The sequence below is a fragment of the Enterobacter sp. DNB-S2 genome, assembly GCF_019443845.1.
Classification (GTDB): Bacteria; Pseudomonadota; Gammaproteobacteria; order Enterobacterales; family Enterobacteriaceae; genus Enterobacter; species Enterobacter asburiae_B.
This window is the reverse complement of record NZ_CP050520.1, coordinates 2,711,993-2,737,906: the sequence shown is the minus strand read 5'-3', so window position 1 is coordinate 2,737,906 and position 25,914 is coordinate 2,711,993. Positions and strand designations below refer to the sequence as shown.

The following is a 25,914-nucleotide window of genomic DNA, read 5'->3' as shown; positions in this document are numbered from 1 at the left end:
GCAGCCATGCCGCCGCGCACGGCGGCATGTGCTGAACTACCGTTGAGACGCGTACTGCGCGACGGTCGCTTTCGCGCCTTTTTGCAGCAACGACCGGTACGCGGCTATCACCGCAGCCACAAAGCGCGGCTCCTTCGGTAACTCGTTACCAAAGATGGCCTCAATGCCGAGCAGCGCGTTAACCCGACTTTCCCCTTCCGCACTTCCCTTCACCGCCGCCTGAATCACCGCCAGCTGCGGATCGCTCACGTCAATGGCGTTACCCTGCTCGTCAATGCCGCCGACATAACGCATCCAGCCAGCCACCCCCAGCGCCAGCAGCGGGAAAGGCGTCTGGTGCACCAGGTGCCAGCGCACGGAGTCCAGCATACGCTGCGGGAGCTTCTGGCTGCCGTCCATCGCGATTTGCCATGTCCTGTGGCGCAGGGCCGGGTTGCTGTAGCGGGCAATCAGGAGATCGGCATAGCGACCTAAATCAACGCCCTTCACTTTCAGCGTGGGCGCCTGCTCGTTAAGCATCAGCGCACGCGCGGCGAAGCGGTAGTTCTCATCTTCCATACAGTCGTTGATATGCGGGTAGCCAGCCAGATAGCCCAGGTACGCCAGGAACGAGTGGCTACCGTTGAGCATGCGCAGCTTCATTTCTTCAAACGGGATCACGTCTGACACCAGCTCGGCTCCGGCCTTTTCCCACTCGGGACGTCCTGCCACAAAGTTATCCTCGATCACCCACTGGCGGAACGGTTCACAGGCGACTGCCGCCGGGTCACGCACGCCGGTCAGCTGTTCGATTTTATCCAGCGTATCGGGCGTGACCGCCGGCACGATGCGATCCACCATGGTTGACGGGAAGGTGACGTTAGCCTCGATCCAGTCCGCCAGCTCGCCGTCTACCGCACGGGCGTACGCGCAGGTCACATTGCGCATCACGTGGCCGTTCTCCGGCATGTTGTCGCAGGACATTTACTGCGCACCGCGTCGAACAGCTTCGGTGTGAAATCGAGGTATTTTTCGGTGGACCAGAGCTGCTCTTCCGGCCAGTCGCCTTTGGTCGCAGGCTCGTAGGCCAGCCCCTTCCCTTTGGCCATGCCGTAGGTGGTTTTCATACCCGGCACCCCGCACTGAACGCGGATCGCCTTAAAGCCCATCTCTTTATGGCGGGCGTAATCTTCCAGCACGTCGTCAATGGTGTGACCGGTCGTGTGGCAGTAAACCATCACGCCTTCGCGGGATGCGCCGCCCAACAGCTGGTAGAGCGGCATGTTGGCCGCTTTGGCTTTGATGTCCCACAGCGCCATGTCCACGGCGGAGATGGCCGACATGGTGACCGGGCCGCGACGCCAGTAGGCGCCTTTATAGAAGAACTGCCAGATGTCTTCGATGCGGTGCGCATCGCGGCCAATCAGCTGCGGGCAGAGATGGTCTTTCAGGTAGGAAGCCACGGAGAGTTCTCGCCCGTTCAGCGTAGCGTCACCGAGGCCGACAATCCCCTCATCGGTGGTGATTTTAAGGGTGACAAAGTTCCGCCCCGGGCAGGTAACAAACACGTCAGCCGCGACAATCTTCATAATTCCTTTCCTTACATCATTCGTTGTGATGCTGGAAACTTACCCACTAACCAGACTACCATACAAGTATAATGATCATAAAATCCGCTAACGATCACAAAACCGGGGCCTCAGGCCCGCCCCCATCCCGCCACAATAATCAGCATTCCGCACAGGGCAATCAGCGCGCCGGCCCAGTCGTACGCGCTGAGCTTGACGCCGTCCACCACGCGTAGCCACAGCAGCGCGGTACAGACATAGACACCACCGTAAGCGGCGTAGACGCGGCCGCTGGCAGCCGGATGCAGCGTTAACAGCCAGACAAACAGGGCCAGCGCGACGCTTGCCGGGATGAGAAGCAATACGGATCCCCCCTTCTTCAGCCAGAGCCAGGGCAGGAAGCAGCCGATGATTTCGCATAGCGCGGTGGCAAAAAAAAGCAGCGTCGTTTTGAGCATATTTCACGTCAGGTGAGGATTTATTTAGACATCATACCTGATGATATCCTTTACTTTTCCATACTTGCACCGCGGGTATGACGTCTTTTCGCTTTGGTGTAGAATCTGTTCGGGGTAACTTGATTATCTGCACCCGTTTAAAAGGAAACGCTATGACCACATTAAGCAAACGCCTTTGTCTGACAGCCCTGCTGGCGCTGTCATCGTTCGCCTTTGCCGCCTCTGCGACAGCGGAAACCAGCAAGCTCATTATTGAGTCTGGTGACAGCGCGCAAAGCCGCCAGAACGCCGCCATGGACAAAGAACAATGGAATGACACCCGCAGCCTTCGTCACAAGGTCAACAAACGTGCTGAAAAAGAGTGGGACAAAGAAGATGTCGCTTTTGACGCGCGCGATAAGTGTCAGCAAAGTGCAAACGTCAACGCCTACTGGGAGCCAAACACCCTGCGCTGCCTGGATCGCCGCACTGGCCGCACGGTAGCACCATAATGTCGGCGCCCTGCGACGTTAAGCTCCGTCCGCTGGAGCGTGAAGACCTGCGCTTCGTCCACCAGCTCGACAATAACGCCAGCGTGATGCGCTACTGGTTCGAAGAGCCGTACGAGGCTTTTGTTGAGCTGTCCGATCTCTACGATAAGCACATTCACGATCAGAGTGAACGTCGTTTTGTGGTGGAGTGTGAAGGCGAAAAAGCCGGTCTTGTGGAGCTGGTTGAAATCAACCATGTTCACCGTCGGGCGGAGTTTCAGATCATTATTTCCCCTGAGCATCAGGGAAAAGGCCTTGCCTCACGGGCAGCGAAGCTGGCGATGGATTACGGATTCAACGTTCTGAATCTCTACAAGCTTTACCTGATTGTGGATAAAGAGAACGAGAAAGCGATCCATATCTACCGCAAGCTGGGCTTTATGGTGGAAGGCGAGCTGATTCACGAATTCTTTATCAACGGCGAATACCGCAATACCATTCGCATGTGCATCTTCCAGCATCAGCATCTTGCCGGGCACAAGCCGTCAGGCGCCAGCCTGCTGAAACCGACCGCGCAGTAACCTGCGCGGTTTTACTCTCAGTAATATTCAATCGTGTTTTTGATGGTGTATTTGTGCTCAACGGCAGGTTTGACGCTATCGTCCGTGATCGTCAGATCGCAGCTCACCGGATTATTGTGTCGATCGTAGTCGCAGCTCTGCTTCACGTTGCCCAGCGGCTTGTCATTCAACATGCTCACTGCCGAGTAATCCATTCTTTTGCGAACGTCTTTAGACGGCGTCGACTGGACGGACAGGTGCTGATCCCCCGAGACGGTGGTTTTGCCCAGCGGGTAGCCATCCGCATCGTAACGATACTTCACTTCCATCTCTTTGCCGTGCGCCGCCACCACAAAACCGTTGTCGTCGGTATCCCACGTTATCCCGGCTGACGGCAGTTCGGCCAGCTGGCATTTCCCCTGCAGCTTCACTTTTCGCTGCTGGGTTTCCGCATCAAGGTAGTAATTGGCATCCAGCACCAGCGCCACGCCGGTATTGGCCTCCAGGTCGTGCAGTTCCAGGGTATCGAAACACCCTTCCGCCGACACGGTGCCGGTCACCCGTTTGGACACTTCGCCCTTCTCGTTGAGCAGCGTCTGGGTGAAGTCTTTCACCGGGCCGCGCAGCGGATCAAAATCAAATTCGTTCGAGAAACTCGCCATCTCGGGCGTAAACGACAGCGGCGCGGAGCTGTTATCGCACCCCACCAGTGTTGCTGCCAGTAGCGTTATCGCTGCGTATTTCTTCACATTTATTACCGTACAGGGAGATTATTCCCAATCATATTAGCAAATACAGTTGTTTACACGAAGCCTGCTAAAATTAATCTCTACACAGAGAAAAGGAGCTAGAGATGAAACGGTTACCCTGGATTACCGCCCTGCTGTTAATGAGTGCCTCAACGGCCGCGCTGGCGGCACCGGATTCCTGCGAGCGCGTGAAAAGCGACATTCAGCAGAAAATTATCAACAACGGCGTGCCTGAATCAGGTTTTACGCTGAGCATTGTGCCGAACGATCAGGCTGACCAGGCGGGCACGCAGGTGGTAGGCCACTGCGCCAATGACACCTTTAAAATTTTGTACACCCGCACAGGCAACGGGGCTGCTGAAGCGCAGTAATTTACCCTCAATCCCCTTTGATTTGATGAGGATTAAGATTTAATACCCCCAAATCAGTAACACTCACCCCATCATTAGCCCGGTTATCATTTCGGGAAAAATAATACGTAATTATAATGATGGGGTGAGCCATGTCCGATACTGAACATCACGGCGGAATTAGCCGTCGAACTCTCGTGAAATCTACGGCAATAGGGTCTCTGGCGCTGGCCGCCGGCGGGATCTCGCTTCCTTTCGGCTTAAAAAGCGCCGCCGCGGCGGAGAAGAACGCCGTCCAGCCTGCTGGAGATAAAGTGGTGTGGGGCGCCTGCTCGGTCAACTGCGGCAGCCGCTGCGCGCTGCGTCTGCACGTCCGCGACGACGAAGTGTACTGGGTCGAAACGGATAACACCGGTGAAGATATTTACGGTAACCATCAGGTGCGCGCCTGCCTGCGCGGACGTTCTATTCGCCGTCGGATCAATCACCCTGACCGTCTCAACTACCCGATGAAACGCGTGGGCAAACGCGGTGAAGGCAAGTTCGAGCGCATCACATGGGATGAAGCGCTGGACGCCATCACCGCCAGCCTGAAAGAGGTGGTCAGCAAATACGGCAACGAAGCAGTTTACATCAACTACTCTTCCGGCATCGTCGGCGGCAATATCACCCGCTCCTCCCCTTACGCTTCGCTGGTGGCGCGCCTGATGAACTGCTACGGCGGTTTCCTGAGCCACTACGGCACCTACAGCACGGCGCAAATCGCCTGCGCGATGCCCTACACCTACGGCAGCAACGATGGCAACAGCACCTCGGATATTGAAAACAGCAAACTGGTGGTGATGTTCGGCAATAACCCGGCGGAAACCCGCATGAGCGGCGGTGGGATCACCTATTATCTGGAGCAGGCCCGCGAGCGATCCAATGCGCGCATGATCGTCATCGACCCGCGCTATACCGATACGGCAGCCGGACGCGAAGATGAATGGATCCCGATCCGTCCGGGTACCGATGCCGCGTTGGTGGCGGGAATCGCGTGGGTATTGATCGACGAAAACCTGGTCGACCAGCCGTTTCTGGATAAATACTGCGTGGGCTATGACGAAAAAACGCTGCCGGAAGGCGCGCCCGCTAACGGCCACTACAAAGCGTACATTCTCGGCCAGGGCGATGACAACACGGCGAAAACGCCGGAGTGGGCCTCACGCATCACAGGCATTCCCGCGGATCGCATCATCAAGCTTGCTCGTGAAATCGGCTCCGCGAAACCGGCCTATATCTGCCAGGGCTGGGGACCACAGCGCCAGGCGAACGGCGAGCTGACGTCGCGCGCCATCGCCATGCTGCCGATCCTCACCGGAAACGTAGGAATCAACGGCGGTAACAGCGGCGCGCGCGAGTCGACCTACACCATTACCATCGAACGTATGCCGATACCGGATAACCCGGTCAAAACGCAAATCTCCTGCTTCAGCTGGACGGACGCCATCGCCCGCGGGCCGGAGATGACCGCCTTACGCGACGGCGTGCGTGGTAAGGATAAGCTGGACGTGCCGATTAAGTTCATCTGGAACTATGCGGGCAACACCATCATCAACCAGCACTCTGATATCAATAAAACTCACGAGATCCTACAGGATGAAAGCAAGTGCGAAATGATTGTCGTCATCGACAACTTCATGACCTCGTCAGCGAAGTACGCCGATATCGTGTTGCCGGACCTGATGACCGTCGAGCAGGAAGACATTATTCCTAACGATTACGCCGGGAACATGGGCTACCTGATTTTCCTCCAGCCCGTGACCGCACCGAAGTTCGAGCGTAAGCCGATCTACTGGATCATGAGCGAAGTGGCGAAACGCCTCGGGCCGGATATCCATCAGAAATTCACCGAAGGACGCACGCAGGAACAGTGGCTGCAGTTCCTGTATGCCAAAATGCTCGAGAAAGACCCTAAGCTTCCGTCCTATGACGAGCTGAAAAAAATGGGCATTTATAAGCGTAAAGATCCGAACGGACACTTTGTGGCCTATAAAAATTTCCGCGAGAACCCGGAAGCCCATCCGCTGAAAACGCCATCGGGCAAGATTGAGATTTACTCCAGCAAGCTGGCGGAGATTGCGGCTACCTGGGAGCTGGAAAAAGATGAGACCATCAGCCCTCTGCCCGTCTACGCGTCGACCTTTGACGGCTGGGATGCGCCCGAGCGCGCGCAGTTCCCGCTGCAGCTGTTTGGCTTTCACTTCAAGGCCCGTACCCACTCGAGCTACGGTAACGTCGACGTGCTGAAAGCGGCCTGTCGCCAGGAGGTGTGGCTTAATCCTGTCGATGCTGCAAAACGCGGCATTAAGAACGGCGATACGGTGCGCGTATTTAACGATCGCGGCGAGGTGCGAATTGAAGCGAAAGTCACGCCACGCATCATGCCCGGCGTGAGCGCCATGGGCCAGGGAGCGTGGCATGATGCCAATATGAATGGCGATCGTATCGATCACGGCTCATGCATCAACACGCTGACGACCCATCGACCTTCTCCGCTGGCAAAAGGCAACCCGCAGCACACCAATCTGGTGCAGATTGAGAAGGTGTAGAGGGTGAAACGCGAGACCCTGGTTTATTCTGTGGTCAGTATTATCGGTTAACACAGTCGCGCGGGCGTCATCCGCGCGAGCAAGGAAGGTTTAATGAAAGACGTCTCACATCGTGAATCGTTCGCGTTCAGCGCCCGGGTGCTGGGCGCGCTGTTTTATTTCGCTCCCGACAGCGAGCAGGCCGCGCCGCTGGTGAAAGCGCTCACCGCTGGCGAATGGGTTCAGGACTGGCCCCTGCCTTCGGAAACGCTGCAGCCGGTTGCCGATACGTTTGCTTCATCTTCCGATGAACCGCTGGCGGACGCCTGGCAACGGCTGTTTATTGGTCCGTATGCCCTGCCCGCTCCGCCGTGGGGTTCCGTCTGGCTGGACCGTGAATCCGTATTGTTTGGCGACTCGACCCTCGCGCTGCGCCAGTGGATGCGGGAGAACAATATCGCGTTTGAGATGCAGCAGAATGAGCCGGAAGATCATTTCGGTACTTTGCTGCTGCTGGCGGCGTGGCTGGCCGAGAACGGCCGCGAGCCGGAGTGCAATCAGCTTCTGGCGTGGCACCTGCTGCCGTGGAGCACCCGCTTCCTGTCGGTGTTTGTCGACAACGCCGGGCATCCGTTTTATGCCGCGCTGGGCAGGCTTGCGCAGCTGACGCTCGCGGACTGGCGATCCGGTCTGCTTATTCCGGTTACGGAAAAGACGCTGTATCGCTAAGGGTGTGGCTTGCTCGCGGTTGGCGGGCAAGCCTTTAGCTTATACCTCGCCACCTGATTCAATCGCACTCTCTTTGCTTTGAATGAACCGAAGTGCCAGATAGAGGTCTGGCGCCAGAATCATGTCATCATCATTCATCGTTGGTCGGCTATCTTTAAACCAGCGCGTTAATTCCGTTTTTCTGCCCGCAAGGATTAACGTAATTTCTCGACCTTTCAGATCGCGCTTTAACTCATTTATGGTTGCCAGAACGCTGATATCTGAATAGGTGAAGCAAGCAACGGCATCAATGACCACCCATTTAGGCTGTACTGCTGCACCATCAACCAGGTTCAATACCCGACGTTTAAAATAAGCCACGTTAAAATAGGTCAACGGGGAGTTAAATCGATACATCAGCACGCCCGGGACCATTTTAATATCGGTTGTATTCCCTAATGAGTGAATCATTCCATCTTCGTCGGTTCCCAGTAAGTGCTCAGAGGGACGAAACACCGTACGCAGGAACTGTAACAGGCCAAGCAACACCGCAAGGCCGATCCCCTGGATAACGCCGATAATTAACACACAGCCAAACGTGAAAAAGGCCAGGCGAAATGCCTGTTTATTTCTTCGCCTCAGATTCCATAACCCGCGCAGATCAATTAATGACCAGGATGCGTACATCAGAACAATTCCTAATGCAGATACCGGAATAAATTGTAATGGCTGAGTGAAAAACACCACCACGATACCGATGAGTAAGGCTGCGACGATGGAAACCAGCTGGCTTTTCCCACCCACTGAATCATTAACCGCTGTCCGGGAATCGGCTCCACTGATAGCAAACCCATGAGATAACCCAGACATAATGTTCGCAATACCCAGCGCTCTGAACTCTGCATCAGCATTAATTTCATAGCCATTTTTCGCGGCGAAACTGCGGGCGGTCAGCATCAGGCTGACAAAACTGACCAACGCCAGGTTCAGTGCCGGGATCACTAAATCACGCATCGGACCGGGCTGGAACGCGCCCCAGTTAACGACGGGTAAACCAGGCTGGAAGCCTTCACCCCCAATAGTGGCAATACCGTACTGTTGCGCAGATGTCGCCCATACCAGTAGCGTTGTCATCACAATGGCAATCAACGGTGCCGGCCAGTGGCTGCGATACGTTTTGATCGCCATTAAAATAATTAACGTTAAAAGTGATATGCCAACGGTTAATAAATGGCTGTCTGAAAGACGGCCTGGCAAGGCCATTATTTTCTCAATAACCTGCGCTTCGTCGAGTTTTATCCCCAACACCTTGCCTAATTGCCCGACAATAATCGTTACGGCAACGCCATTAAGCAAACCCGTAAGGATGGGATGAGAAAGTAAATCGGCAAGTGCGCCCAGACGAAATTTACTGGCAAGCAGGCACCACCCGCCCATCATCAACGTCATGATAATGGTCAGCTGCCAGTGCAGTTCGGAATTACCTGCAGAAAGCGGAAACACGACGGCCGCGATCACCGCGCAGGTCGTGGCATCAGGGCCCACAATAAGCTGACGTGAAGAACCAAAGAGTGCATACGCTATCATCGGTAAAACGCAGGAATAGAGCCCCACTATTGCCCCAACACCCGCCAATTCAGCATAAGCAATAGCCACGGGTAGCGCGACAGCCGCAACGGATAACCCGGCTTTAATATCATGTTTTAGCCAGCTTTTATCGTAGGCTAACAAAGTTTGTAAACCTGGCATGAAGTTTAGCAATTGTTTTCCGAACACGTTGTTCTCCGGATAAGGATATTAGCCACGTCATGCTGGCACACTTCTCAGTGAGGTTCTGGTTTTCAAATGCTCCGGATTAAGGCGCCACTGTTCAGAATCTAATAACAGTTCAACTATTTATTATTCTGACTGGTGTTAAACATAGTTCAAAAACGACCGCTTGTGACTATTCTTCGTCTGGGAACGTATCGGCTTCAGGAGAATAATGCTGAAAAACGCATGCCAGCTTATGCCCGTCAGGATCGCGCAGATAGGCAACATAAAAATCGGGGCCGTATGCGGTTCGTGTCCCTGGCATGCCTTCACTCCTCCCTCCCGCAAGAAGGCCTGCGGCATGGAAACGTCTGACTAGCTCCGCGTTAGCTGCACGGAATGCGAACATTGTCCCGTTTCCCGCCGTTGCGGGTTGTCGGTCAAATGGAGGACAAATACAGAAGCTAAACCCCTCATCCGGATTATTTTCATCTCCCCACATTGCCCAGTCCTCGGTCCAGGCAGGCAAACGTGAATAGCCAAGCACGTTAAAAATAGCGTCATAAAACGCCGCGGCGCGCTGAAGATCCTTTGTACCTATGGTGATATAAGTCAGCATCTTGTCACATCCTCTTTGCCGTTTTCTGAACAGCGATTATACCTCAGAGGCTATGATTTTAGCGGCGGCAAAAGGCTGATTTTCACTCCTGTAAGCGCGTGGGGTAAGGGTTCGCAGAACATGTTCTATGTAATTTTAGCCCCCAATCCGTGACGTGAATATCTCGAGTTTTGGTATGTATGCTAAAATTTATCCAGCTGAAGACCGAAAACAGTCCTTATAATTTCAGTACGTTAGCCAAAGTGAGCGAATATGGATAATATTCCACATAAGCAGACAGTTCGGAAAAGATGCCCCACATGGCTGTGGTGCGGAAGTTTTTATCTTTTTACGTTGCATTCCTCTGCAGATGAAATAAATCTGTATTCAATAAACACCGGCTCATACGTTTATCATCTGACCCATAATCGAGGACAATACACGGAGAACTTTGAAAATAAGTTCATATCCGTGGAGAGGAAATTCTCGGATACGTCGAAATACAGTCTTGTGCTAGGGACAATGAAAAACAGCTTTAATGACAGATGCCTGGCTGCCGGCGTAAGAAGAGACTGGGCTGGATGGGATAACGGTTGGGTTTTTAAAGGAATCTATGGATATGTAGGTGAATTTTTCTTTGATACTTTCGATGATTGTGGTGACCATGGTTCATACCATGATTTTAAAAAAGCAACGGGGATAGGATTTTCGCCCTATATATATCATGGGTTCCAGTATAATTTTACGTCTTATTTTGGAATGGATGTGGGCATTATCATACCTTCCGTGTTTGTCATTACGGCACAATGGAGCTTTAGATAAATCCGTCAACCACGTGTGCAGTGCTGTAACTGTCTGCAAAGGGAACCGCCCCGCCATCTCAACCGGAGCGGCTTTAATTACCGCAAGTGCCTGCTCAAAACGTTAAGCCACCGCAGCCAACATCAAAAACAGTACGTTACCTTCAAACTCCCCGTGGGCGACGTTTTGCGTTGAACAATGGGGCTATCACCCGCATCCCCCGTCAGCTGCGTCACGCCCGCTGAGGCAAGGACGCTCCAGCGCGAGGTGAGCCTGTGGGTCCAGTCCAGATTCATCGACCACGCATAAATCCCCGCCCCGGCGTCATGTCGGGCAAATCCCGATGCGCTCGACTGAGCGGCGCTGACGCCGTAGTAGGTCTGCATATACTTGTCGGATCCCCAGCTGCCGGTCAGCGCCAACGTCACCTCATTTTTTGGTGAGGTATAGAACGGGCTGGAAATGCCGAAATGCACCGCTTCACCGTTGTCCCTCTCAGAAACCGGAACCTCTGCCTGCAGCTGCAGGTGAAGCCAGTCGGTCACCCTGTACTCAAGCCCGGGCACAACGATTGCCGAGCCTTTTATCTCGCCCATTCCCCGCAGCTCGTCGCTGCCGGAGCTGATGGAATCGCTGCTCACGTCTTTATCTTTACGCCCAACTCGATAGCTCAGCGCGGCGCTGTAATCAAGATTGCCAAAGTTGTTGCCGTAACCGATCCCTCGCGTGGTGCCGATAAAGAAGCCGTTTGCCATGGCGTACTCCACCACCTGAGCTGCGGAAACGCGGGTTTTATCGGAACCCGAGTAGCGCGGCGCGACGTCCACGCCGCCGCCCAGGGTTAAGACGTTACCCTGGCTCTGCTCTGCCGCAAGTGCAGGCGTGGCCAGTAACGCCAGAACGACGCCCGACACGAGGTTTTTCAGGCTGCGGCCCGGAAGTAAATGGGGGAACGTATGACGCAGTTCGATGTTTCTCATTAAAGAAGCCCTTCTGGATTCAAATGATGACGATGCATGCGGTTAACCGCCAGAACGCCCATTTTGAATACCGACCCTAAGGTTCTTATGAGCCGAACATGAAGAAACACTGAAGCGCGAGCCGACGCTGTAAACCGGGCAGGTTTCCTGATACCGTTTTTTCTTAAGAAGTTCTTCATTCACGGTTGATACAGTTACCAGTGTGAAAATTCTACTAATCGAAGACGACCTGGATCTCGGCAACGGCGTACGTATCGCCCTCTCCGATCAAGGGTTTGACGTCATATGGGTTCGCCGCAAAGAGGATGCGCTGCATCAGCTGGACGTCTGCGTGCCGGAACTTATTTTGCTCGACCTGGGGCTGCCCGACGGCGACGGCATGAGCCTGATGGCGCGTTTGCGTCAGCAGCTCAAGGGGATCCCGGTCATCATTCTGACGGCGCGAGGTACGCTGCAGGATCGGCTGAGCGGGCTGGATGCCGGTGCGGACGATTATCTCGTCAAGCCATTTATTCTCGCCGAGCTGCTGGCGCGGGTGAGAGCCCTGGCGCGGCGCAGCTACGGTTTCGAAAATGAGGCGATAGAAATCCGAGGCTTATCGCTTCATGTTCCGACGCGTCGCGTGACGGTGAGCGCGCGGCACGTAGACCTGACGGCGAGTGAATATGCGCTGCTGGAAACGCTGATGCTGCGCGCTGACCGCGTTATTACGCGACGGTTTCTGGAAGAACGGATATTCGGCAACAAAGAGAACCTCAGCAATGCGCTCGACGTGCATATGGGAAATTTGCGGCGAAAAATCGGCGATGGCTATGTGCGAACGGTGCGGGGCGTCGGGTATGTCATTGATACCGTTTCAGTCCAGAAGGTGACAGGGTAATGCAAAACGTCTGGTACCACCTGAGACGCCCAACGCTGGTACGGCGAATTATTATCGCCCAGTTGCTGCTGCTTACCCTGCTGTGGTGTCTATTTTTAACCTTTATTCTGTGGGAGGACCTGCGCAGCCCTCCCATCCTTACGGGCAGTCATACCTACGACACCCTTTTTACCCTGGTCGAGCGGATGGACGAACACCCGCAGGATCGCACCGCGGTGCTGGAAGCCTTTAGCAAAGCGCTGCGTGAGGGCTATGGCGGCGGCGAAGATCCCGCGCTGTCAATCAACTTCATCGTGCGCAAAAATAACGCGATTATTTTTTCATCGCCTGATGCGCCAACGGGGGTAACCAACACCCGGTTTGGGGAAATGCAGCGTGTTCAGAGCGATGGTCGTACCTGGACCAGCCGAACCCTTAAATCCGCTCATTCCGACGTGGAGGTTACCCTTTTCACCCCGGCCGGCGGCTGGAACTTCTTTATCTACCTGAACTCGCGCGGCTACTACATCATGCCGCTGCTGGTCTGCTTCCCTTTTCTTCTTTTTCCCGCGTGGCTGTCAATCCGCATTGCGATGCGTCCCTGGAACAAGGTGGTCAATGAAATTACGCTACGCACGCCTGACGATCTTTCCCCTTTAAAAGCCGTTCCCGGACACAGGGAGCTTCGCCAGATGGTGGATGCGATCAATGACTTCCTTGCCAGGGTGCGTGAAAGCGCGGAAAGGGAACGGGTTTTCATTGCGGATGCCGCGCACGAGCTGCGTACGCCCCTCGCGGCGATGCGCATCAACGTGGAAGCGCTGCAGTCCTGGGTCATTAGCGAGAGCCAGCAGGAGCTGCTTGCGGGGGTGATTCGCAGCAACAGCCGGGCAGCGCGTCTCGTCAACCAGCTGCTGCTGATGATGCACAGCGAAGCGCGCATTGATACGGAAATGGAGACCGTGCCGCTGACGACGCTCATCCAGGAGCGAATGGCCGAGCTGGAACCGCTGGCGTCTGCGCGCAGGATTGAGCTGGAATTCTTCGCCGAGGATGACATCTGGATCCCCGGCGTCAGGGAACGCCTGGTATCGCTTATTGATAACCTCATTGAGAACGCCGTGAAGTACAGTCCCGAGGGCGGGCGGATTCAGGTCGATGTCTGCATAGCAGATGGCTTCGCGCGGCTTCGCGTTTCAGATGCAGGGCCCGGTATTCCGGTTGAACTGCGCGAGCGCGTGTTCGACCGGTTTTTCCGCGATCCCAATCAGGTGCAAAGCGGGAGCGGGCTGGGGCTTGCCATCGTCAAAGCGGTGGCGCAGCAACACAACAGCAGCGTAAACCTGAGTACTTCCGCTGAAGGTGGCCTGATGGTGACGGTTGACTTCCCGAACCGCACGTTTTGCTAAATCAGAACAGGGAGTTCGATCGCAAATGCCGCAGATTGCTTCAAAATAATTACCGTATTTGTTATATTGTTGTTTATTGCTTATTCACCTCTGCGGTGCCAAAAAGAACAAGATTCACCGCAACCCAGGACAGAGAAATGTTAGATTACCGCTTCCCGACAGCTTTGCAGATGGTTCTCAGCGTAGCGATGGCGGAGCAATTGGGTGAACGTTCCACGAGTGCGATTCTGGCCTACGGCCTGGAAGCGAACCCGAGCTTCATCCGCAAATTGATGGTTCCGCTGACGCGTGACGGCATTATCGTCTCAACGCTTGGCCGTAACGGCTCAATTCATCTTGGTCGCCCGCCGGAAGAGATTACCCTGCGCGACATCTACCTTTCGGTTATCGAAGATAAAAAGCTGTGGGCGTCGCGCCCTGACGTGCCGGCCCGCTGCGTGGTCAGCGCTAACGCCTGCTGGTACTTCAAATCGATATCCGAAGAAGCCGAGGAGGCTTCGTTAGCGGTACTGGCCCGCCATACCGTGGCCAGCGCCCTGGAAGCGGTCAAAAACGCCGATAGCAGCGGATGGGATCCCCTCCCGGACCTTATTGCCCAGTATCAAAAAACGTCTTAACGATCTCGCCGGGTGGCGCTGCGCTTACCCGGCCTACATTCAGATGTAAAAAAAACCGCCTTCACAATGAAGGCGGTTTTTTATTATCGGCAACGTCCCTATGCGGGCAGAACGTCCCTTTCCTCTTTTTTCCCGCGCGTCACGAATTTACGCAGCGTCACGTAAAACACCGGCGTCAGGAACAGACCAAACAGCGTCACGCCCAGCATCCCGGAGAAGACCGTGATCCCGGTGACGCCGCGCACTTCTGCGCCCGCGCCGTGGCCGAGGATCAGCGGAATAGTCCCGGCAATAAAGGCGATGGAGGTCATCACAATCGGACGTAAACGCAGGCGGCACGCCTCCAACGCGGCTTCCATAATGCCTTTGCCCTGAATTTCCAGCTCGCGGGCAAACTCCACGATAAGAATCGCGTTTTTACACGCCAGCCCCATCAGCACCACCAGCCCCACCTGCACGAAGACGTTGTTATCGCCTCCGGTCAGCCAGACGCCAAACAGCGCGGAGAGCATGGTCATCGGCACGATGAGGATCACCGCCAGCGGCAGCGTCCAGCTTTCATACAGCGCCGCCAGGACCAGGAACGCCAGCAGCACCGCGACCGGGAAGACGATCAGCGCCGTGTTGCCCTGCGTCGCCTGCTGGAAGCTCAGGTCCGTCCATTCAATGTTCATCCCGTTTGGCAGGATCTGCTTAGACATCGCGTCCAGCTGCGTCATCGCCTGCGAGGACGAGAGCACGCGCGGGTCGGCATCGCCAATCAGATCCGCCGCCGGGTAGCCATTGTAACGGATCACCGGATCCGGCCCGTAGGTGGTCGTGATTTTCACCATACTGCCAATCGGCACCATTTCGCCCTGACTATTACGGGTGCGTAAATTCGCAATATCTTCAACGCTGTCGCGGAACTGCCCGTCGGCCTGCGCCATCACGCGCCAGGTACGGCCGAACTGGTTGAAGTCATTCACGTACGACGAGCCCAGATAGGTTTGCAGCGTTCCGAAAAGATCGGTCAGCGACACGCCCTGCGCTTTCGCCTTGTCACGGTCGACCTGCACGTCCAGCTGCGGAACGTTAGCCTGGTAGGTTGAAATCGGGAAGTGCATTCCCGGGGTCTGCATAATCGCGCCGGACATGGTGTTCACCGCGTTTTGCAGCGCGCCATACCCCAGACCGCCGCGGTCCTGGATGTACAGAGAATAGCCCGACCCCTGACCCAGCCCTAAAATCGGCGGCGGCAGAATGGAGAAGCCAAAGCCTTCCTGAATTTGCGCGATTTTCGCGTTAATCTCCGCGTTTATTTCCGCCGCAGTATGTTTGCGCTGGTCGAACGGCTTCAGGCCAAAGAAGACCGTCCCGGTATTCGGCGTATTGGTGAACTGCAGCGCGTTCAGCCCCGGGAACGCAACCGCGTAATCCACCCCTTCGGTATTCATCCCGATTTCGCTCATTTTGCGGATCACCGCGTCGGTGCGCGCCAGCGAAGAACCTTCCGGCATTTTCACGCCGCCAATCAGGTACAGCTTATCCTGCGTCGGAATAAACCCGCCGGGCACCGCTTTAAACATCACGCCAGCGGCACAGAGCAGCAGCAGATACACCACAAATACCGAGCCGCGCCGTCCCAGCGTTTTGCCCACCAGCCCCTGATAGCCGTTCGAGCTGCGGTGGAAAAAGCGGTTAAACGGACGGAAAATCCAGCCGAACAGACGATCGATAAGCCGGGTCGGGAAATCTTTCGGCGCGCCGTGCGGTTTTAACAGCAGTGCCGCCAGCGCCGGAGAGAGCGTCAGCGAGTTAATAGCGGAGATGACCGTGGAAATCGCGATCGTCACCGCAAACTGCTTGTAGAACTGACCGGTAACGCCCGAGAGAAACGCCATCGGCACAAACACCGCGCACAGCACCAGCGCAATCGCGATAATCGGCCCGGACACTTCGCGCATCGCCTGATGCGCCGCCGCAAGCGGAGCAAGCCCCTCTTCTATGTTTCGCTCGACGTTTTCCACCACCACGATGGCGTCGTCCACCACGATGCCGATGGCCAGCACCAGCCCGAACAAACTCAGGGTGTTCAGCGAGAAGCCGAGCAGGTAGAGAATGCTGAAGGTACCCACCACCGAAACCGGCACCGCGATCAGTGGAATGATCGACGCGCGCCAGGTTTGCAGGAACAGGATCACCACCAGCACCACCAGCACCACCGCTTCCAGCAGCGTTTGCACCACCGCACGGATCGAATCGCGCACGAAAACGGTTGGATCGTAAGGTGCCGCCCACTTCATGTCCGCAGGGAAGCGCGTGGACAGTTCGTCCATTTTCGCGCGCACCGCGTTAGACAGATCGATGGCGTTCGCCCCAGGTGACTGGAAGATACCAATCCCGACCGCGTCTTTATTGTTCAGCTGGGAACGCAGCGCATAGCTGCCGGACCCCATTTCGATACGCGCCACGTCGCGCAGGCGGACGACCGTACCGTCCTGCGTCGTTTTCAGGACAATATTGCCGAACTCTTCTTCGGTATGCAGACGCCCCTGGGCGTTAATGGAGATCAGGAAATCGCTCTCTTTCGGAAGCGGCTCGGCGCCAAGCTGCCCGGCGGATACCTGCACGTTCTGCTCCTGCATCGCCGTCACCACGTCCGACGCGGTCAGCCCGCGGGCCGCCACCTTGTTGGGATCCAGCCAGACGCGCATTGCGTATTCACCCGAGCCGAAAATCTGGATCTGGCCGACGCCGGGCAGGCGCGCCAGCTCGTCCTTCACCTTCAGCGTGGCGTAGTTACGCATATACAGGGAATCGTACTTACCGTTGGGCGAAAACAGATGCACCACCAGCGTCAGCGTCGGGGACTGTTTCTGGGTGGTAATGCCCAAACGCCGCACGTCTTCCGGCAGACGCGCTTCGGCCTGCGCGACGCGGTTTTGCACCTGCACCTGCGCCTGATCCGGGTCGGTTCCCGGACGGAAGGTGACGGTGGTGACCAGCACGCCGTCGGAGCCCGCAACGGACTTCATGTACATCATGTTCTCAACGCCGTTGATCGCCTCTTCCAGCGGCGTCGCCACCGTCTCGGCAATCACTTTCGGGTTGGCGCCCGGGTACTCCGCGCGCACCTGCACGCTTGGCGGCACGACGTCAGGATATTCGCTCACCGGCAGCAGCGGGATGGCGATTAACCCTGTGATAAAAATCAGAATCGACAGCACCGCGGCAAAAATCGGCCTGTCGATGAAAAAGCGGGAAAAGTCCATGGATGGATTCTCAGGTCAAGGGATCAGTTGAGGGCGCTGGTGGCGGTCATGGCAACGGTTTTCGCGTTAACCGGCATCCCCGGCATAAACACTTTTTGTAAACCCTCGACGATGACTTTATCGCCAGGGTTCAGCCCCTGCCGCACGATGCGTAAACCGTCTGCCAGACGGCCCGGCGTAATGTCACGGCGCTGCGCTTTCCCCTCTTTATCGACGATATAAACGTACTTACGATCCTGATCGGTCAGCACCGCTTTGTCGTCGATAAGCGTGGCTTTGAACTCCGCGCTGCCCGGCAGGCGGACGCGGGCAAAAAGTCCCGGCGTGAACTGACGCTGGGCGTTATCCAGCAGCGCGCGCATGCGGATGGTGCCGGTACTCGGCGTCAGCTGATTATCAAGGAAGTCCACTTTGCCCTGATGGGGATAACCCTCCTCGCCCGTCAGGCCAATCTCAACCGGAAGCGCCGTGTGATTGCTGGACGCCCCCTGCCCGCTGCGGGCCAGATTCTGGTAGTGAAGGTAGGTCGACTCGTCCACGTCAAAGTAGACGTAAACCGTTTTCTGCGAGACCAGCGTGGTAAGAACGCTGGCGGTGTCGCCCGCAGTCACCAGGTTGCCGCTGGTGATCAGCGCCCGGCTGGCGCGACCGTCGATAGGCGCGGTGACTTTGGTGAAGTCCAGGTTGAGCTGCGCCGCGTCAACTGCCGCCTGCGCGGCACGGATATCGGCCTGCGCCTGAGTGGCGGCCGAACGACGCTGCTCCCACTCTTCACGGGAGACAACGTTGGTATTGACCAGCTTATCGGTACGGTTAGCCTCACTCTGCGCCAGGCTGGCCTGCGTTTTAGCTCTCGCCAGGTTCGCCTGCGCCTGTTCCAGCGCCGCGCGATAGGTTCGGTCATCAATCGTGAACAGCACCTCGCCCTTCTTCACTTCCTGGCCGTCGGTGTAATTCACTTTATCAATGTAGCCGGACACGCGCGGACGGAGCTGAACGCTCTCCACCGCTTCAATCCGGCCGTTAAAGCTATCCCACTGGCTAATGGATTTCACCACCACATCAGCAGCGCTGACGGCGGGCGCAGGCGGCGCGGCGTTTTGCGCGACGCTGTTGTCGCATCCGACGAGCAGCACGGAGAGCAACATGACCCCCAGCGCGTTCAGATGAAAGTTACCCCAGGTTTTTTGCAGGCTCATTATTTTTATTCCGGTAATTGTCGCCGCCGGGCAAGACGCAGCAGGAGGCACTGCGCCACTTCCTTTGTCCGGTGGCTGTCTCAAGGCCATTTGTGTCGTTCATCGCCACAAAACTGTAACAGTTGCGAATACACTATCGCGGCGATTGTAGGAAGGCGCTTAACTAAGTGCAAGAATAATTGTTGCACTTTATGTGCTATTTGAGCGTATGTGAAAAGACCCGTTTCGGTCAGGGATTTAAATGCAACAATAAAACTTGCAATTAATACAAAAACGCGCCACCTTTTAATGCAACAGACAAAGATACCTTTTAACAGGCAGCGTGGGAGTAACCCGATGAACACTGGCGCATTTATGCATGATTTACTCGACTGGATCGACAACAACCTGGATAGCCGTCTGGACATTGAGTCCGTTGCCAGGCGATCCGGCTACTCAAAATGGCACCTCCAGCGCCTGTTTAAAGAGCATACGGGCTATCCCCTCGCCGGGTATATCCGTGCGCAAAAGCTGCAAAAATCGGTTGAGCGCCTAACCCGCAGCGATGAGCCGATTCTGAACGTGGCGATCGCGCTGGGCTTCGACTCCCAGCAGTCCTTCAACCGCAGCTTTAAGCGTCAGTATGGTCAGGCGCCCGGGGCGTGGCGGCGGAGTATGGGTGGCCCGGAATCGCAGCAGCTTTGCCAGTGATGCATATTTTGCTGCAACTTCTATCGGGAGCTGCTATACTGTATATAAATACAGTATAGCGAGGTGCACGATGGCTGTTGAAACTAAATTTGTTGTCGTAAGAAAAGGTGAAGAGAAAATGACATTTGCCAGTAAGAAAGAGGCTGACGCTCACGACAAGCTGCTCGATATGGCAGACGCGTTCACCGACTGGCTGTTGCAAAGCGGAATGCAAATGGATGAAACGCAGGCTGAAAATCTTGGCCTGTATCTCGCCGAGCAGAAAGATACCGTGCAGCATATTCTGCGTACCAGCAAGCTTCCCGATCTCAATGCTTCAGCTGCAGCGGGTAAAACAGAATCCGATGCGGCTGACACGAAAAAAATCAGGGCCGTGAAAGCGGCCTGATTGTCAGAAAAACCATCACCGATCCTGGCGCCGTAAGCAGATAACTGCTTACGGCTTTTTTGCTGTCTGTCGGGATCCACTGCTGGTTGATGGTAACAATGTCATTGTTTCATATTCAGAACATAAATAAGGAGATGGCGTGCGCCAGGAAATGAAGGCGAAAATCATCAGGATCTGTGATTCAAAAATTGCCTCTTCAGCAACCTCGTCTCAGCCCTGTAACACGCTAATGGGGGATGGCAGGTGAGGACAAAACCGGAATATGAATCCCCCCGCTCGGTCAGGGCGGGAATTCTTCTACCACAGGCCATGACGACGCGCTCTGTATCCCGTTTCTCCCGAGAGGACAGGACGCCAGCTTACACGTCAACTTTTCGTTCAAAGCAGACATTTTTTCTGCTGCAGTGCGCTTTGTACCGTGAGTTCAAATGCTTAATGAGGTCGCCCGGCGTTTAGCGCGTTCGGTGCCGAATCAGCTCTATCGCACCTTTCCAGGTTAATAATAGAACCTGTAATGCGTCCCGTAATAATAGATGCCGTTCAGTTTATTCTGAACGGAATTTTTCTTTTTATTTTCGTTTTATTAAAGAAATATTAACATCATTTTCGCATTAAAGTGCAATCCTGTTACCTGGATAAACCCAAGGTAATAACGTCAAAAAACGACAACCCTATCAGTCGCTTGTAACAATCATCTGACCTTTTAGGGGAAAAAGTACTAAAGTGGACTTTTTTTTCTGAGTGTTTCTTTTTAATTGTAAGTAAAATTTGCCAACTTTTTAGTCGGCCGCAATTAATATTGCTCGCCGCAATATATCGGTGCCATTTTTATGGCGAAATTATTATCTATGGTGCATTATGGCAAACGCAAAACAGCAGTCTCCAAATACTTTTAAACCAAAAATCAAGGCAATTAATATTGTTATTTTAGGCGCCCTTTATTCCTGGGGTTCCTGCGCATCTGCACAAACCATCAGTGCCGATACCGATGTTACAGGTAAAAATGTTACTGATGGCGTGCTGATAGACACTGCTGGTGTCACTGCCAATATCAATGGCGGTAGCAAAATAAGTAATGCCCCTGATAAAGATAGTGTAACCATTAATCTTACAGATCCTACGAAAGGCGCAACACTGAATGTCAGCGGTACAGGGACCACTATTTCTGGTGGAAAAATTGGTATAGATGTTGCCAGCTCCACAGGGGCTGCGGTTAACGTCACGGATAACGCGTATGTTGAAGGCGTGGAAACCGGTTTATTCGTCCGTAATAATGTTAATGGTCAGGCTAACGCGAACCTGAAGGTTGAAAACTCAACAATCAAGGGTGGGAAAAACGGAGTGTATGTTTGGGAAGCAACGGGAAAAAGTGGCAGCAATATAGATATTTCTAATTCCCTGATAGAGGCCAGCGGTGGCGGTTATGGCGACGCGGCCGTATTTATGAGCGAAGGGAGTAGTGTTGTCCATATCACTAACAGCACGATTAAATCGGACGATCGCGGCATCTCGTCCAATGGTGGTTATTCCGGTATAATGGATATCACGGACTCCACTATTTCAGCTCAGTCTGGCTTAAGATTAACACAAAATAACGGAAGCGCTTATAACATTTCTAACACAACTATAAATGGCGATGATACAGGTGTTTATTATACAGCATCCGGTAATAAAAATACCAATGTAACGCTGTCTAATGGCACCACTGTATTCGGGGCTAAAAATGGGATAGCCACTGAGGATTCTGATAATGAAAATAATATTATCAATATTGATGGCTCCACGGTACGTTCCTCGACCGGCAATGGTATTTCACTGGGCGGCGGTTTCACGTTAAATTCTAGCGCCGGGTCAACGATCGAAGGTGATAAAGCCATCATCCTTAAAGGGGATACCACTGGCAGCACCATCAACGTGAAAGATTCGACCGTCACCGGCAAAACCAATTTGCTGAAGATTTCCGGTACCAGTGCGGTGAATACGGTCGGTTTCAGCGGCTCCACCCTTTCCGGCGCCATCACCAGCTCTTCAGGTGCTGACCAGTCGGTGAACATCGACAGCTCAGCCTGGAACGGCAGTGCCGGGAAAACCGGTACCGGCGCGCTGGCGCTGAATATCAGCAATGGCTCAACCTGGATCAACAACGCGGCCACGGATGTCGATGCCATCAGCCTGACCGGTGCCAGCAACATCGTCATGGACGGCGGGAATATCCACACCGCAAGTCTTTCCGACAGCGCACCGACCACGCTGCTAGCGGCGGCCAGCCCGACGGCGTCAACTATTTACTCCACGTACAACGCGGAAACCGGTTCAGCCTACGTGCTCACGGCCGACAAGGCCACCGGCAGCTTCAATGCCGGCGTGACCTCCAACTCCAGCGGTGCAGCGGGCGATATGACCGGCAACACCATTGTTCAGGTGACGGACGGTTCCGGTGCGACCTTCAACTCCATGCAGAACGATGTCGGGGTTTACCGTTACGAATCACACAGCGTGGCTAACGCTGACGGGTCAACCAGCGTGATCCTCGATAACTTTACGCCAGAACCGACGCCAGAACCGACGCCTGGCCCGAACCCGAACCCAAACCCGAACCCGAATTCGCGCACGCTCTCGACCGCCGCGCAGGCTGCGGTGAATACCCGTGCGGCAGCGATGAGCATCTGGAGCGACGAACAGGATGCGCTGAACCGCCGTCTGGATCACGAGCGCCTCACCGGCAGCAGCGACGGCACGGTGAACGCCTGGGGCAGCTACTACGGCGGCTACCACCGTCAGCAGATGGAGCAGACCAGTACTGCCTACGATCAGACCAACAACGGCTTTATGTTAGGTGCTGACAAGCGTGTCGATATCGCCCCGGGCAACCTGCTGTTCGGTTTTGCCGCCACCCGCGGGTATTCGGATGTGAACATGCATGACGGCGGCAGTGCAGGCACAGATGTCGACAGCTACGGCGCCTCACTGTATACCTCACTGCGTCTGAACAACGGTCTGTTCTTTGATGCCAGCATCAAGGGTACGCACCTGAAAAACGACATCAGCGTGACGTCTCTGGACGGCGGTCATACTACCGGCGACTATAACAACAATGGCTTCGGCGGGGCTTTCAAAACGGGCTACCACAAGCAGTTTAATGCCTGGTATATCGAACCTTATGCCCAGATTTCATATGCACGCTATAACAGCGTCGACTATAAGCTGAAAAATGGCCTGCACACGAAAGATGACGGCAGCACGTCACTGGGTCTGGAAGGCGGTGTGAATGCCGGTATGGCGATGGCGCTGAACAATGGCACCGAGGTCCGTCCGTATGTGCATCTGGCCGTTGCGGGTGAAACCGAGAACGGCAACACGATGGACATCAACGGCGAGAAAATCAACGACAGCACCGACGGTTCACGCGGCATCGTTGGCCTGGGCGCGGATGTGAAACTCACCAAAAACCTGAGCGGCTGGGCCGGGGCGAACTATGCCAAAGGTCAGGATAACTATGAGTCACCGTGGATGCTGAATGCCGGTGTCGGCTACACCTGGTAATAAATGACACGAACGAAAACCGGGCATGATGTTATGCCCGGTTTTTTTTACGAAAAGCCTGCAAAGATAACGTCCTTTTACAAAGCTTCCGCATGCACAAAAAGATAACACGTTCCTGCGCAGCCAGCTTTCTCCCCCGCTCCTGCCGCCCTCACCTCAGCAACCCATCGCAATCCAGCAACCAAAGAGCCCTGCCTGCAGATACATCAGGTTGGTTCATAAACACGGTTTTATGATAATAGCGGACAAATAAAGAAATTTAGTCTGATGTAACAACCAGAACACAATCCTTTTAAGGACTTACAAAAGAGACTTTTTTAACTTCCTCAGTATCATCTTTTAAGATCTGCAAGGAGCTCCAGATAATAATATTACGGAATTTGTTTCAATTAATTATTGTGGAGTCAGGATTGAAAGCCACATTACCTATATTAACTGGCTGCGTTGCTATTGCCCTCATTCATAATACCTTCGACACTGTCAATTTTCGCGGCACCCGTTTTTAGATAAAGCAGCAAAAAAAGAAGTTTCATTAATCGTGCGCAACCCGTTCAGTGCACCGTATTTAATTGAGGCGGTAGTGAAAAACTTTAACAACGACGTGCACAAATCCCCCCACCTCATCATTCTTCCTTTCTGTGATCAGGAAGGCGAGAAAACAGGAATTATCGATACTGCCTCAGCAGTTAGTTGATAATACTGAATTTAATTGCCATGATGAATGAAGATGAGGCGTTGAGTGCTTATGTCAACGTCAGTGATTATATTCTAGAAAAAACCCGACTTTCACGCAGTCGTGTTATGAAAATACTGGGCGATTTATGTATCGGTGGTTATATAGAGATTAATCGAGGTATTCTGATAAAAATTAATAAATTACCTGAAAAATATCAAACGCTTTTAACGGATAATTAACACAGGGCCGTTACATCTGACAAACAATACCGGAGGATAAATTACCTGACGTAAGAACAGCCGCCGCATCATTGCGGCGGCTGGAGCTTTTGTATCGCTTTGCGCAGTTGCAGATCATTCTTGACCCCCAGCTTAAACATAATCTTTCGCTTATGGGTACTGATCGTTTTCTGACTTCGAAACATTTCGCGTGATAATTCAATCCCGGTTTTACCGCTTTTCAGGCCAATAAGTACTTTTTTTTCTGCATCGGTAAAAATCATACCGTCGGTTATATTATTCTCCTGCTCCTGCAGTCGCAGGAAGTGAGCACTGATATAACGTTGTTTTTTCATACTGTGTTTTATCAGCTCACGCAGTTCCAGCAGACGTTCATCCACACAAAGCAGTGAACACCGGTATGATCTCATGAGCTGATGCGCCAGCTTCTCCTGACATGCAGAGAGCATAACCAGAGCAGTTCCTTCACCTGGCCGGCAGAGACTTTCGTACTCCGCGGCGGAGATATCAGTAAGCGTGTCATATGCAGTGAAATCAAGCAAAGCCAGATGTGCATTATCATGCCGAACAACTTCATAATTCCATTCGGGATTTTGTTCGCGAAAAGCCTTCAGGCTGGATAGAAACCCGTTCAGTAGAGTCGGATGAACCACACGGGAACAAACAGTAAAAGTAAACATAGTTCTCCAGATGTTCAGACTGAATAGATCTGATCCAAACGGTTAAGCAGATCCAGCCAACTGGCTGACTTTTGCAGGCTCAGACGCAACCGGATGTTTTGTTTATGGGTGAAGACCGTTTTATATCCCATATGGCGCAGACTGGCGATCTCATAGGCACTCAGACCTCGGGCGCAGTCGATAAGAATATTCAGTTCAGAGTGTGTGAGCCTATTTTTTCTATTCATGTTATTTACTTGCGGGGAGCGTAAAGGCAAATATCCTGAACTGAAATTTTTGGATAACATGCGCTGAGCGAGTTCTTCTTCCAAATAATTTTCGCAGAGTAGCGTCTGTACACCAAGCTGGTACATCAGTCTGATAAGCAGGTCATCCCGTTTTGCGACCCATACGATAATTTCTTTTCCCTGCATTATCAGATGGTGAATTAACCGTAATAGAGAATATATTTCCTCACCGGCACCACTAACGCCTGCAGCGAATAAAGACATTTGATCATTAAAAGGGGGTACCTCCTCTATTAGCGCATCTGGTTCAATCTCTAACAGAGAGCCATTGACGGCCTGGATGCTGTTTTTAGCCGCATTGCGAAACAGTGGCCGAGGTTCATAAAGTATAATTTCTGTTATTTTTTGCTGTAACATCGTATTATTTATAAATATAAGTCAATATAGATAATATTAGATAAACATGCTGCAATATTGGAGTGGTTTTGTGTCCAATAAAGGATGTCAATTGCATATAATTATTTTCCAGGGGATTCCCGGGGCGGAATTTATTTTTTCGGCAGGAAAACGGTGGTCGCTGGCTTTGTACC

Annotated in this window: 22 protein-coding genes and 2 pseudogenes; 13 read left to right on the top strand and 11 right to left on the bottom strand. The window is 53.7% G+C overall.

All coding sequences use genetic code 11. From position 1 onward, the window contains the following. Window positions 1–36: 36 nt before the first annotated feature. The 3 genes and pseudogenes from HB664_RS13055 to HB664_RS13045 form a co-directional block, all read right to left on the bottom strand. A pseudogene (locus HB664_RS13055) lies at window positions 37–963 on the bottom strand (mannitol dehydrogenase family protein); the annotation flags it as partial. Beyond that, window positions 963–1,568 (bottom strand): annotated as a pseudogene (locus tag HB664_RS13050) (bifunctional D-altronate/D-mannonate dehydratase); the annotation flags it as partial. The pseudogenes HB664_RS13050 and HB664_RS13055, both read right to left, overlap by 1 nt. Before the next feature lie 110 nt (window positions 1,569–1,678). Then, entirely contained in the window at window positions 1,679–2,005 is a 327-nt protein-coding gene (locus HB664_RS13045; protein ID WP_021241222.1) for a YnfA family protein, read from the bottom strand. A gap of 152 nt (window positions 2,006–2,157) precedes the next feature. Between HB664_RS13045 and HB664_RS13040 the strand changes: the two genes are divergently transcribed. Both HB664_RS13040 and speG read left to right on the top strand, forming a co-directional pair. Then, window positions 2,158–2,496 carry a DUF1283 family protein gene (locus HB664_RS13040; protein WP_023311550.1) on the top strand — a complete coding sequence of 113 codons (339 nt, stop codon included), beginning with the start codon at window positions 2,158–2,160 and terminating at the stop codon, window positions 2,494–2,496. Further along, window positions 2,496–3,056 (top strand): spermidine N1-acetyltransferase, encoded by a 561-nt coding sequence (speG, locus tag HB664_RS13035; protein ID WP_023311549.1) that lies wholly within the window; start codon window positions 2,496–2,498, stop codon window positions 3,054–3,056. The genes HB664_RS13040 and speG overlap by 1 nt, the downstream gene beginning before the upstream one ends. A gap of 17 nt (window positions 3,057–3,073) precedes the next feature. Here speG and HB664_RS13030 read toward each other — a convergent pair whose 3' ends face one another. Continuing rightward, a complete protein-coding gene (locus HB664_RS13030; RefSeq protein WP_033145401.1) occupies window positions 3,074–3,784 on the bottom strand; it encodes a YnfC family lipoprotein in 711 nt (236 codons plus the stop codon). A 104-nt stretch (window positions 3,785–3,888) separates the two neighbouring features. Between HB664_RS13030 and HB664_RS13025 the strand changes: the two genes are divergently transcribed. From HB664_RS13025 to dmsD, 3 genes are all read left to right on the top strand, one after another. Then, window positions 3,889–4,155, top strand: a complete 267-nt coding sequence (locus HB664_RS13025) for a DUF1161 domain-containing protein (RefSeq protein WP_029739394.1) — start codon at window positions 3,889–3,891, stop codon at window positions 4,153–4,155. A 131-nt stretch (window positions 4,156–4,286) separates the two neighbouring features. Then, on the top strand, window positions 4,287–6,725 hold the full coding sequence (ynfE, locus tag HB664_RS13020) for a selenate/tellurate reductase subunit YnfE (RefSeq protein ID WP_219939572.1): 2,439 nt from the start codon (window positions 4,287–4,289) through the stop codon (window positions 6,723–6,725). Window positions 6,726–6,818: 93 nt separating this feature from the next. Further along, window positions 6,819–7,433 (top strand): Tat proofreading chaperone DmsD, encoded by a 615-nt coding sequence (dmsD, locus tag HB664_RS13015; protein ID WP_033145399.1) that lies wholly within the window; start codon window positions 6,819–6,821, stop codon window positions 7,431–7,433. Window positions 7,434–7,472: 39 nt separating this feature from the next. On the opposite strand, the gene HB664_RS13010 is transcribed toward dmsD, so the two are convergent. Together HB664_RS13010 and HB664_RS13005 are read right to left on the bottom strand one after the other, a co-directional pair. Next, window positions 7,473–9,188 carry a SulP family inorganic anion transporter gene (locus tag HB664_RS13010; protein ID WP_219939571.1) on the bottom strand — a complete coding sequence of 572 codons (1,716 nt, stop codon included), beginning with the start codon at window positions 9,186–9,188 and terminating at the stop codon, window positions 7,473–7,475. A 169-nt stretch (window positions 9,189–9,357) separates the two neighbouring features. Further along, a complete protein-coding gene (locus HB664_RS13005) occupies window positions 9,358–9,783 on the bottom strand; it encodes a VOC family protein (RefSeq protein WP_219939570.1) in 426 nt (141 codons plus the stop codon). 252 nt (window positions 9,784–10,035) lie between these two features. Here HB664_RS13005 and HB664_RS13000 point away from each other — a divergent pair, with 252 nt between their 5' ends. Then, window positions 10,036–10,584, top strand: coding sequence for a hypothetical protein (locus HB664_RS13000; protein ID WP_258235783.1), 549 nt, complete (start codon window positions 10,036–10,038; stop codon window positions 10,582–10,584). Window positions 10,585–10,706: 122 nt separating this feature from the next. Here the strand turns inward: HB664_RS13000 and HB664_RS12995 are convergent, their stop codons facing one another. Further along, entirely contained in the window at window positions 10,707–11,543 is an 837-nt protein-coding gene (locus HB664_RS12995) for a MipA/OmpV family protein (RefSeq protein WP_219939569.1), read from the bottom strand. 202 nt (window positions 11,544–11,745) lie between these two features. On the opposite strand from HB664_RS12995, the gene HB664_RS12990 reads away from it, so the two are divergent. The 3 genes from HB664_RS12990 (at window position 11,746) to HB664_RS12980 (ending at window position 14,428) form a co-directional block, all read left to right on the top strand. Next, window positions 11,746–12,423, top strand: a complete 678-nt coding sequence (locus HB664_RS12990) for a response regulator (RefSeq protein ID WP_039262676.1) — start codon at window positions 11,746–11,748, stop codon at window positions 12,421–12,423. After that, window positions 12,423–13,811: a HAMP domain-containing sensor histidine kinase gene (locus HB664_RS12985; RefSeq protein WP_047061713.1), complete on the top strand. Its 1,389-nt coding sequence runs from the start codon at window positions 12,423–12,425 to the stop codon at window positions 13,809–13,811. Before HB664_RS12990 ends, HB664_RS12985 begins: the two co-directional genes overlap by 1 nt. Before the next feature lie 137 nt (window positions 13,812–13,948). Then, window positions 13,949–14,428 carry an Rrf2 family transcriptional regulator gene (locus tag HB664_RS12980; protein ID WP_029739386.1) on the top strand — a complete coding sequence of 160 codons (480 nt, stop codon included), beginning with the start codon at window positions 13,949–13,951 and terminating at the stop codon, window positions 14,426–14,428. A gap of 98 nt (window positions 14,429–14,526) precedes the next feature. On the opposite strand, the gene oqxB is transcribed toward HB664_RS12980, so the two are convergent. Both oqxB and HB664_RS12970 read right to left on the bottom strand, forming a co-directional pair. Then, window positions 14,527–17,682, bottom strand: coding sequence for a multidrug efflux RND transporter permease subunit OqxB (oqxB, locus tag HB664_RS12975; RefSeq protein ID WP_047061712.1), 3,156 nt, complete (start codon window positions 17,680–17,682; stop codon window positions 14,527–14,529). A gap of 23 nt (window positions 17,683–17,705) precedes the next feature. Then, a complete protein-coding gene (locus tag HB664_RS12970) occupies window positions 17,706–18,881 on the bottom strand; it encodes an efflux RND transporter periplasmic adaptor subunit (RefSeq protein ID WP_023335530.1) in 1,176 nt (391 codons plus the stop codon). A 336-nt stretch (window positions 18,882–19,217) separates the two neighbouring features. Here HB664_RS12970 and HB664_RS12965 point away from each other — a divergent pair, with 336 nt between their 5' ends. The 4 genes from HB664_RS12965 (at window position 19,218) to HB664_RS12950 (ending at window position 24,417) form a co-directional block, all read left to right on the top strand. After that, window positions 19,218–19,571, top strand: a complete 354-nt coding sequence (locus HB664_RS12965; RefSeq protein WP_039262679.1) for a helix-turn-helix domain-containing protein — start codon at window positions 19,218–19,220, stop codon at window positions 19,569–19,571. A gap of 70 nt (window positions 19,572–19,641) precedes the next feature. Further along, window positions 19,642–19,959, top strand: a complete 318-nt coding sequence (locus HB664_RS12960) for a YebG family protein (RefSeq protein WP_143347093.1) — start codon at window positions 19,642–19,644, stop codon at window positions 19,957–19,959. Between the two features lie 1,914 nt (window positions 19,960–21,873). Further along, window positions 21,874–23,502 (top strand): autotransporter outer membrane beta-barrel domain-containing protein, encoded by a 1,629-nt coding sequence (locus tag HB664_RS12955; RefSeq protein ID WP_165356695.1) that lies wholly within the window; start codon window positions 21,874–21,876, stop codon window positions 23,500–23,502. A 714-nt stretch (window positions 23,503–24,216) separates the two neighbouring features. Beyond that, the gene (locus HB664_RS12950) at window positions 24,217–24,417 is read left to right on the top strand and encodes a helix-turn-helix domain-containing protein (RefSeq protein WP_219939568.1); all 201 of its coding nucleotides are present in this window, start codon (window positions 24,217–24,219) and stop codon (window positions 24,415–24,417) included. A gap of 68 nt (window positions 24,418–24,485) precedes the next feature. Here HB664_RS12950 and HB664_RS12945 read toward each other — a convergent pair whose 3' ends face one another. Further along, window positions 24,486–25,097 carry a helix-turn-helix transcriptional regulator gene (locus HB664_RS12945; RefSeq protein WP_219939567.1) on the bottom strand — a complete coding sequence of 204 codons (612 nt, stop codon included), beginning with the start codon at window positions 25,095–25,097 and terminating at the stop codon, window positions 24,486–24,488. Between the two features lie 14 nt (window positions 25,098–25,111). Then, window positions 25,112–25,741: a hypothetical protein gene (locus tag HB664_RS12940; RefSeq protein ID WP_219939566.1), complete on the bottom strand. Its 630-nt coding sequence runs from the start codon at window positions 25,739–25,741 to the stop codon at window positions 25,112–25,114. Between the last annotated feature and the right edge of the window lie 173 nt (window positions 25,742–25,914).

Excerpts from the sequence above, each read along its gene's own strand:
- HB664_RS13045 (WP_021241222.1), bottom strand. The coding sequence starts at position 2,005 with ATGCTCAAAACGACGCTGCTTTTTTTTGCCACCGCGCTATGCGAAATC.
- HB664_RS13040 (WP_023311550.1), top strand. The coding sequence starts at position 2,158 with ATGACCACATTAAGCAAACGCCTTTGTCTGACAGCCCTGCTGGCGCTG.
- speG (WP_023311549.1), top strand. The coding sequence starts at position 2,496 with ATGTCGGCGCCCTGCGACGTTAAGCTCCGTCCGCTGGAGCGTGAAGAC.
- HB664_RS13025 (WP_029739394.1), top strand. The coding sequence starts at position 3,889 with ATGAAACGGTTACCCTGGATTACCGCCCTGCTGTTAATGAGTGCCTCA.
- ynfE (WP_219939572.1), top strand. The coding sequence starts at position 4,287 with ATGTCCGATACTGAACATCACGGCGGAATTAGCCGTCGAACTCTCGTG.
- dmsD (WP_033145399.1), top strand. The coding sequence starts at position 6,819 with ATGAAAGACGTCTCACATCGTGAATCGTTCGCGTTCAGCGCCCGGGTG.
- HB664_RS13005 (WP_219939570.1), bottom strand. The coding sequence starts at position 9,783 with ATGCTGACTTATATCACCATAGGTACAAAGGATCTTCAGCGCGCCGCG.
- HB664_RS13000 (WP_258235783.1), top strand. The coding sequence starts at position 10,036 with ATGGATAATATTCCACATAAGCAGACAGTTCGGAAAAGATGCCCCACA.
- HB664_RS12995 (WP_219939569.1), bottom strand. The coding sequence starts at position 11,543 with ATGAGAAACATCGAACTGCGTCATACGTTCCCCCATTTACTTCCGGGC.
- HB664_RS12985 (WP_047061713.1), top strand. The coding sequence starts at position 12,423 with ATGCAAAACGTCTGGTACCACCTGAGACGCCCAACGCTGGTACGGCGA.
- HB664_RS12980 (WP_029739386.1), top strand. The coding sequence starts at position 13,949 with ATGTTAGATTACCGCTTCCCGACAGCTTTGCAGATGGTTCTCAGCGTA.
- oqxB (WP_047061712.1), bottom strand. The coding sequence starts at position 17,682 with ATGGACTTTTCCCGCTTTTTCATCGACAGGCCGATTTTTGCCGCGGTG.
- HB664_RS12970 (WP_023335530.1), bottom strand. The coding sequence starts at position 18,881 with ATGAGCCTGCAAAAAACCTGGGGTAACTTTCATCTGAACGCGCTGGGG.
- HB664_RS12965 (WP_039262679.1), top strand. The coding sequence starts at position 19,218 with ATGAACACTGGCGCATTTATGCATGATTTACTCGACTGGATCGACAAC.
- HB664_RS12960 (WP_143347093.1), top strand. The coding sequence starts at position 19,642 with ATGGCTGTTGAAACTAAATTTGTTGTCGTAAGAAAAGGTGAAGAGAAA.
- HB664_RS12950 (WP_219939568.1), top strand. The coding sequence starts at position 24,217 with ATGATGAATGAAGATGAGGCGTTGAGTGCTTATGTCAACGTCAGTGAT.
- HB664_RS12945 (WP_219939567.1), bottom strand. The coding sequence starts at position 25,097 with ATGTTTACTTTTACTGTTTGTTCCCGTGTGGTTCATCCGACTCTACTG.
- HB664_RS12940 (WP_219939566.1), bottom strand. The coding sequence starts at position 25,741 with ATGTTACAGCAAAAAATAACAGAAATTATACTTTATGAACCTCGGCCA.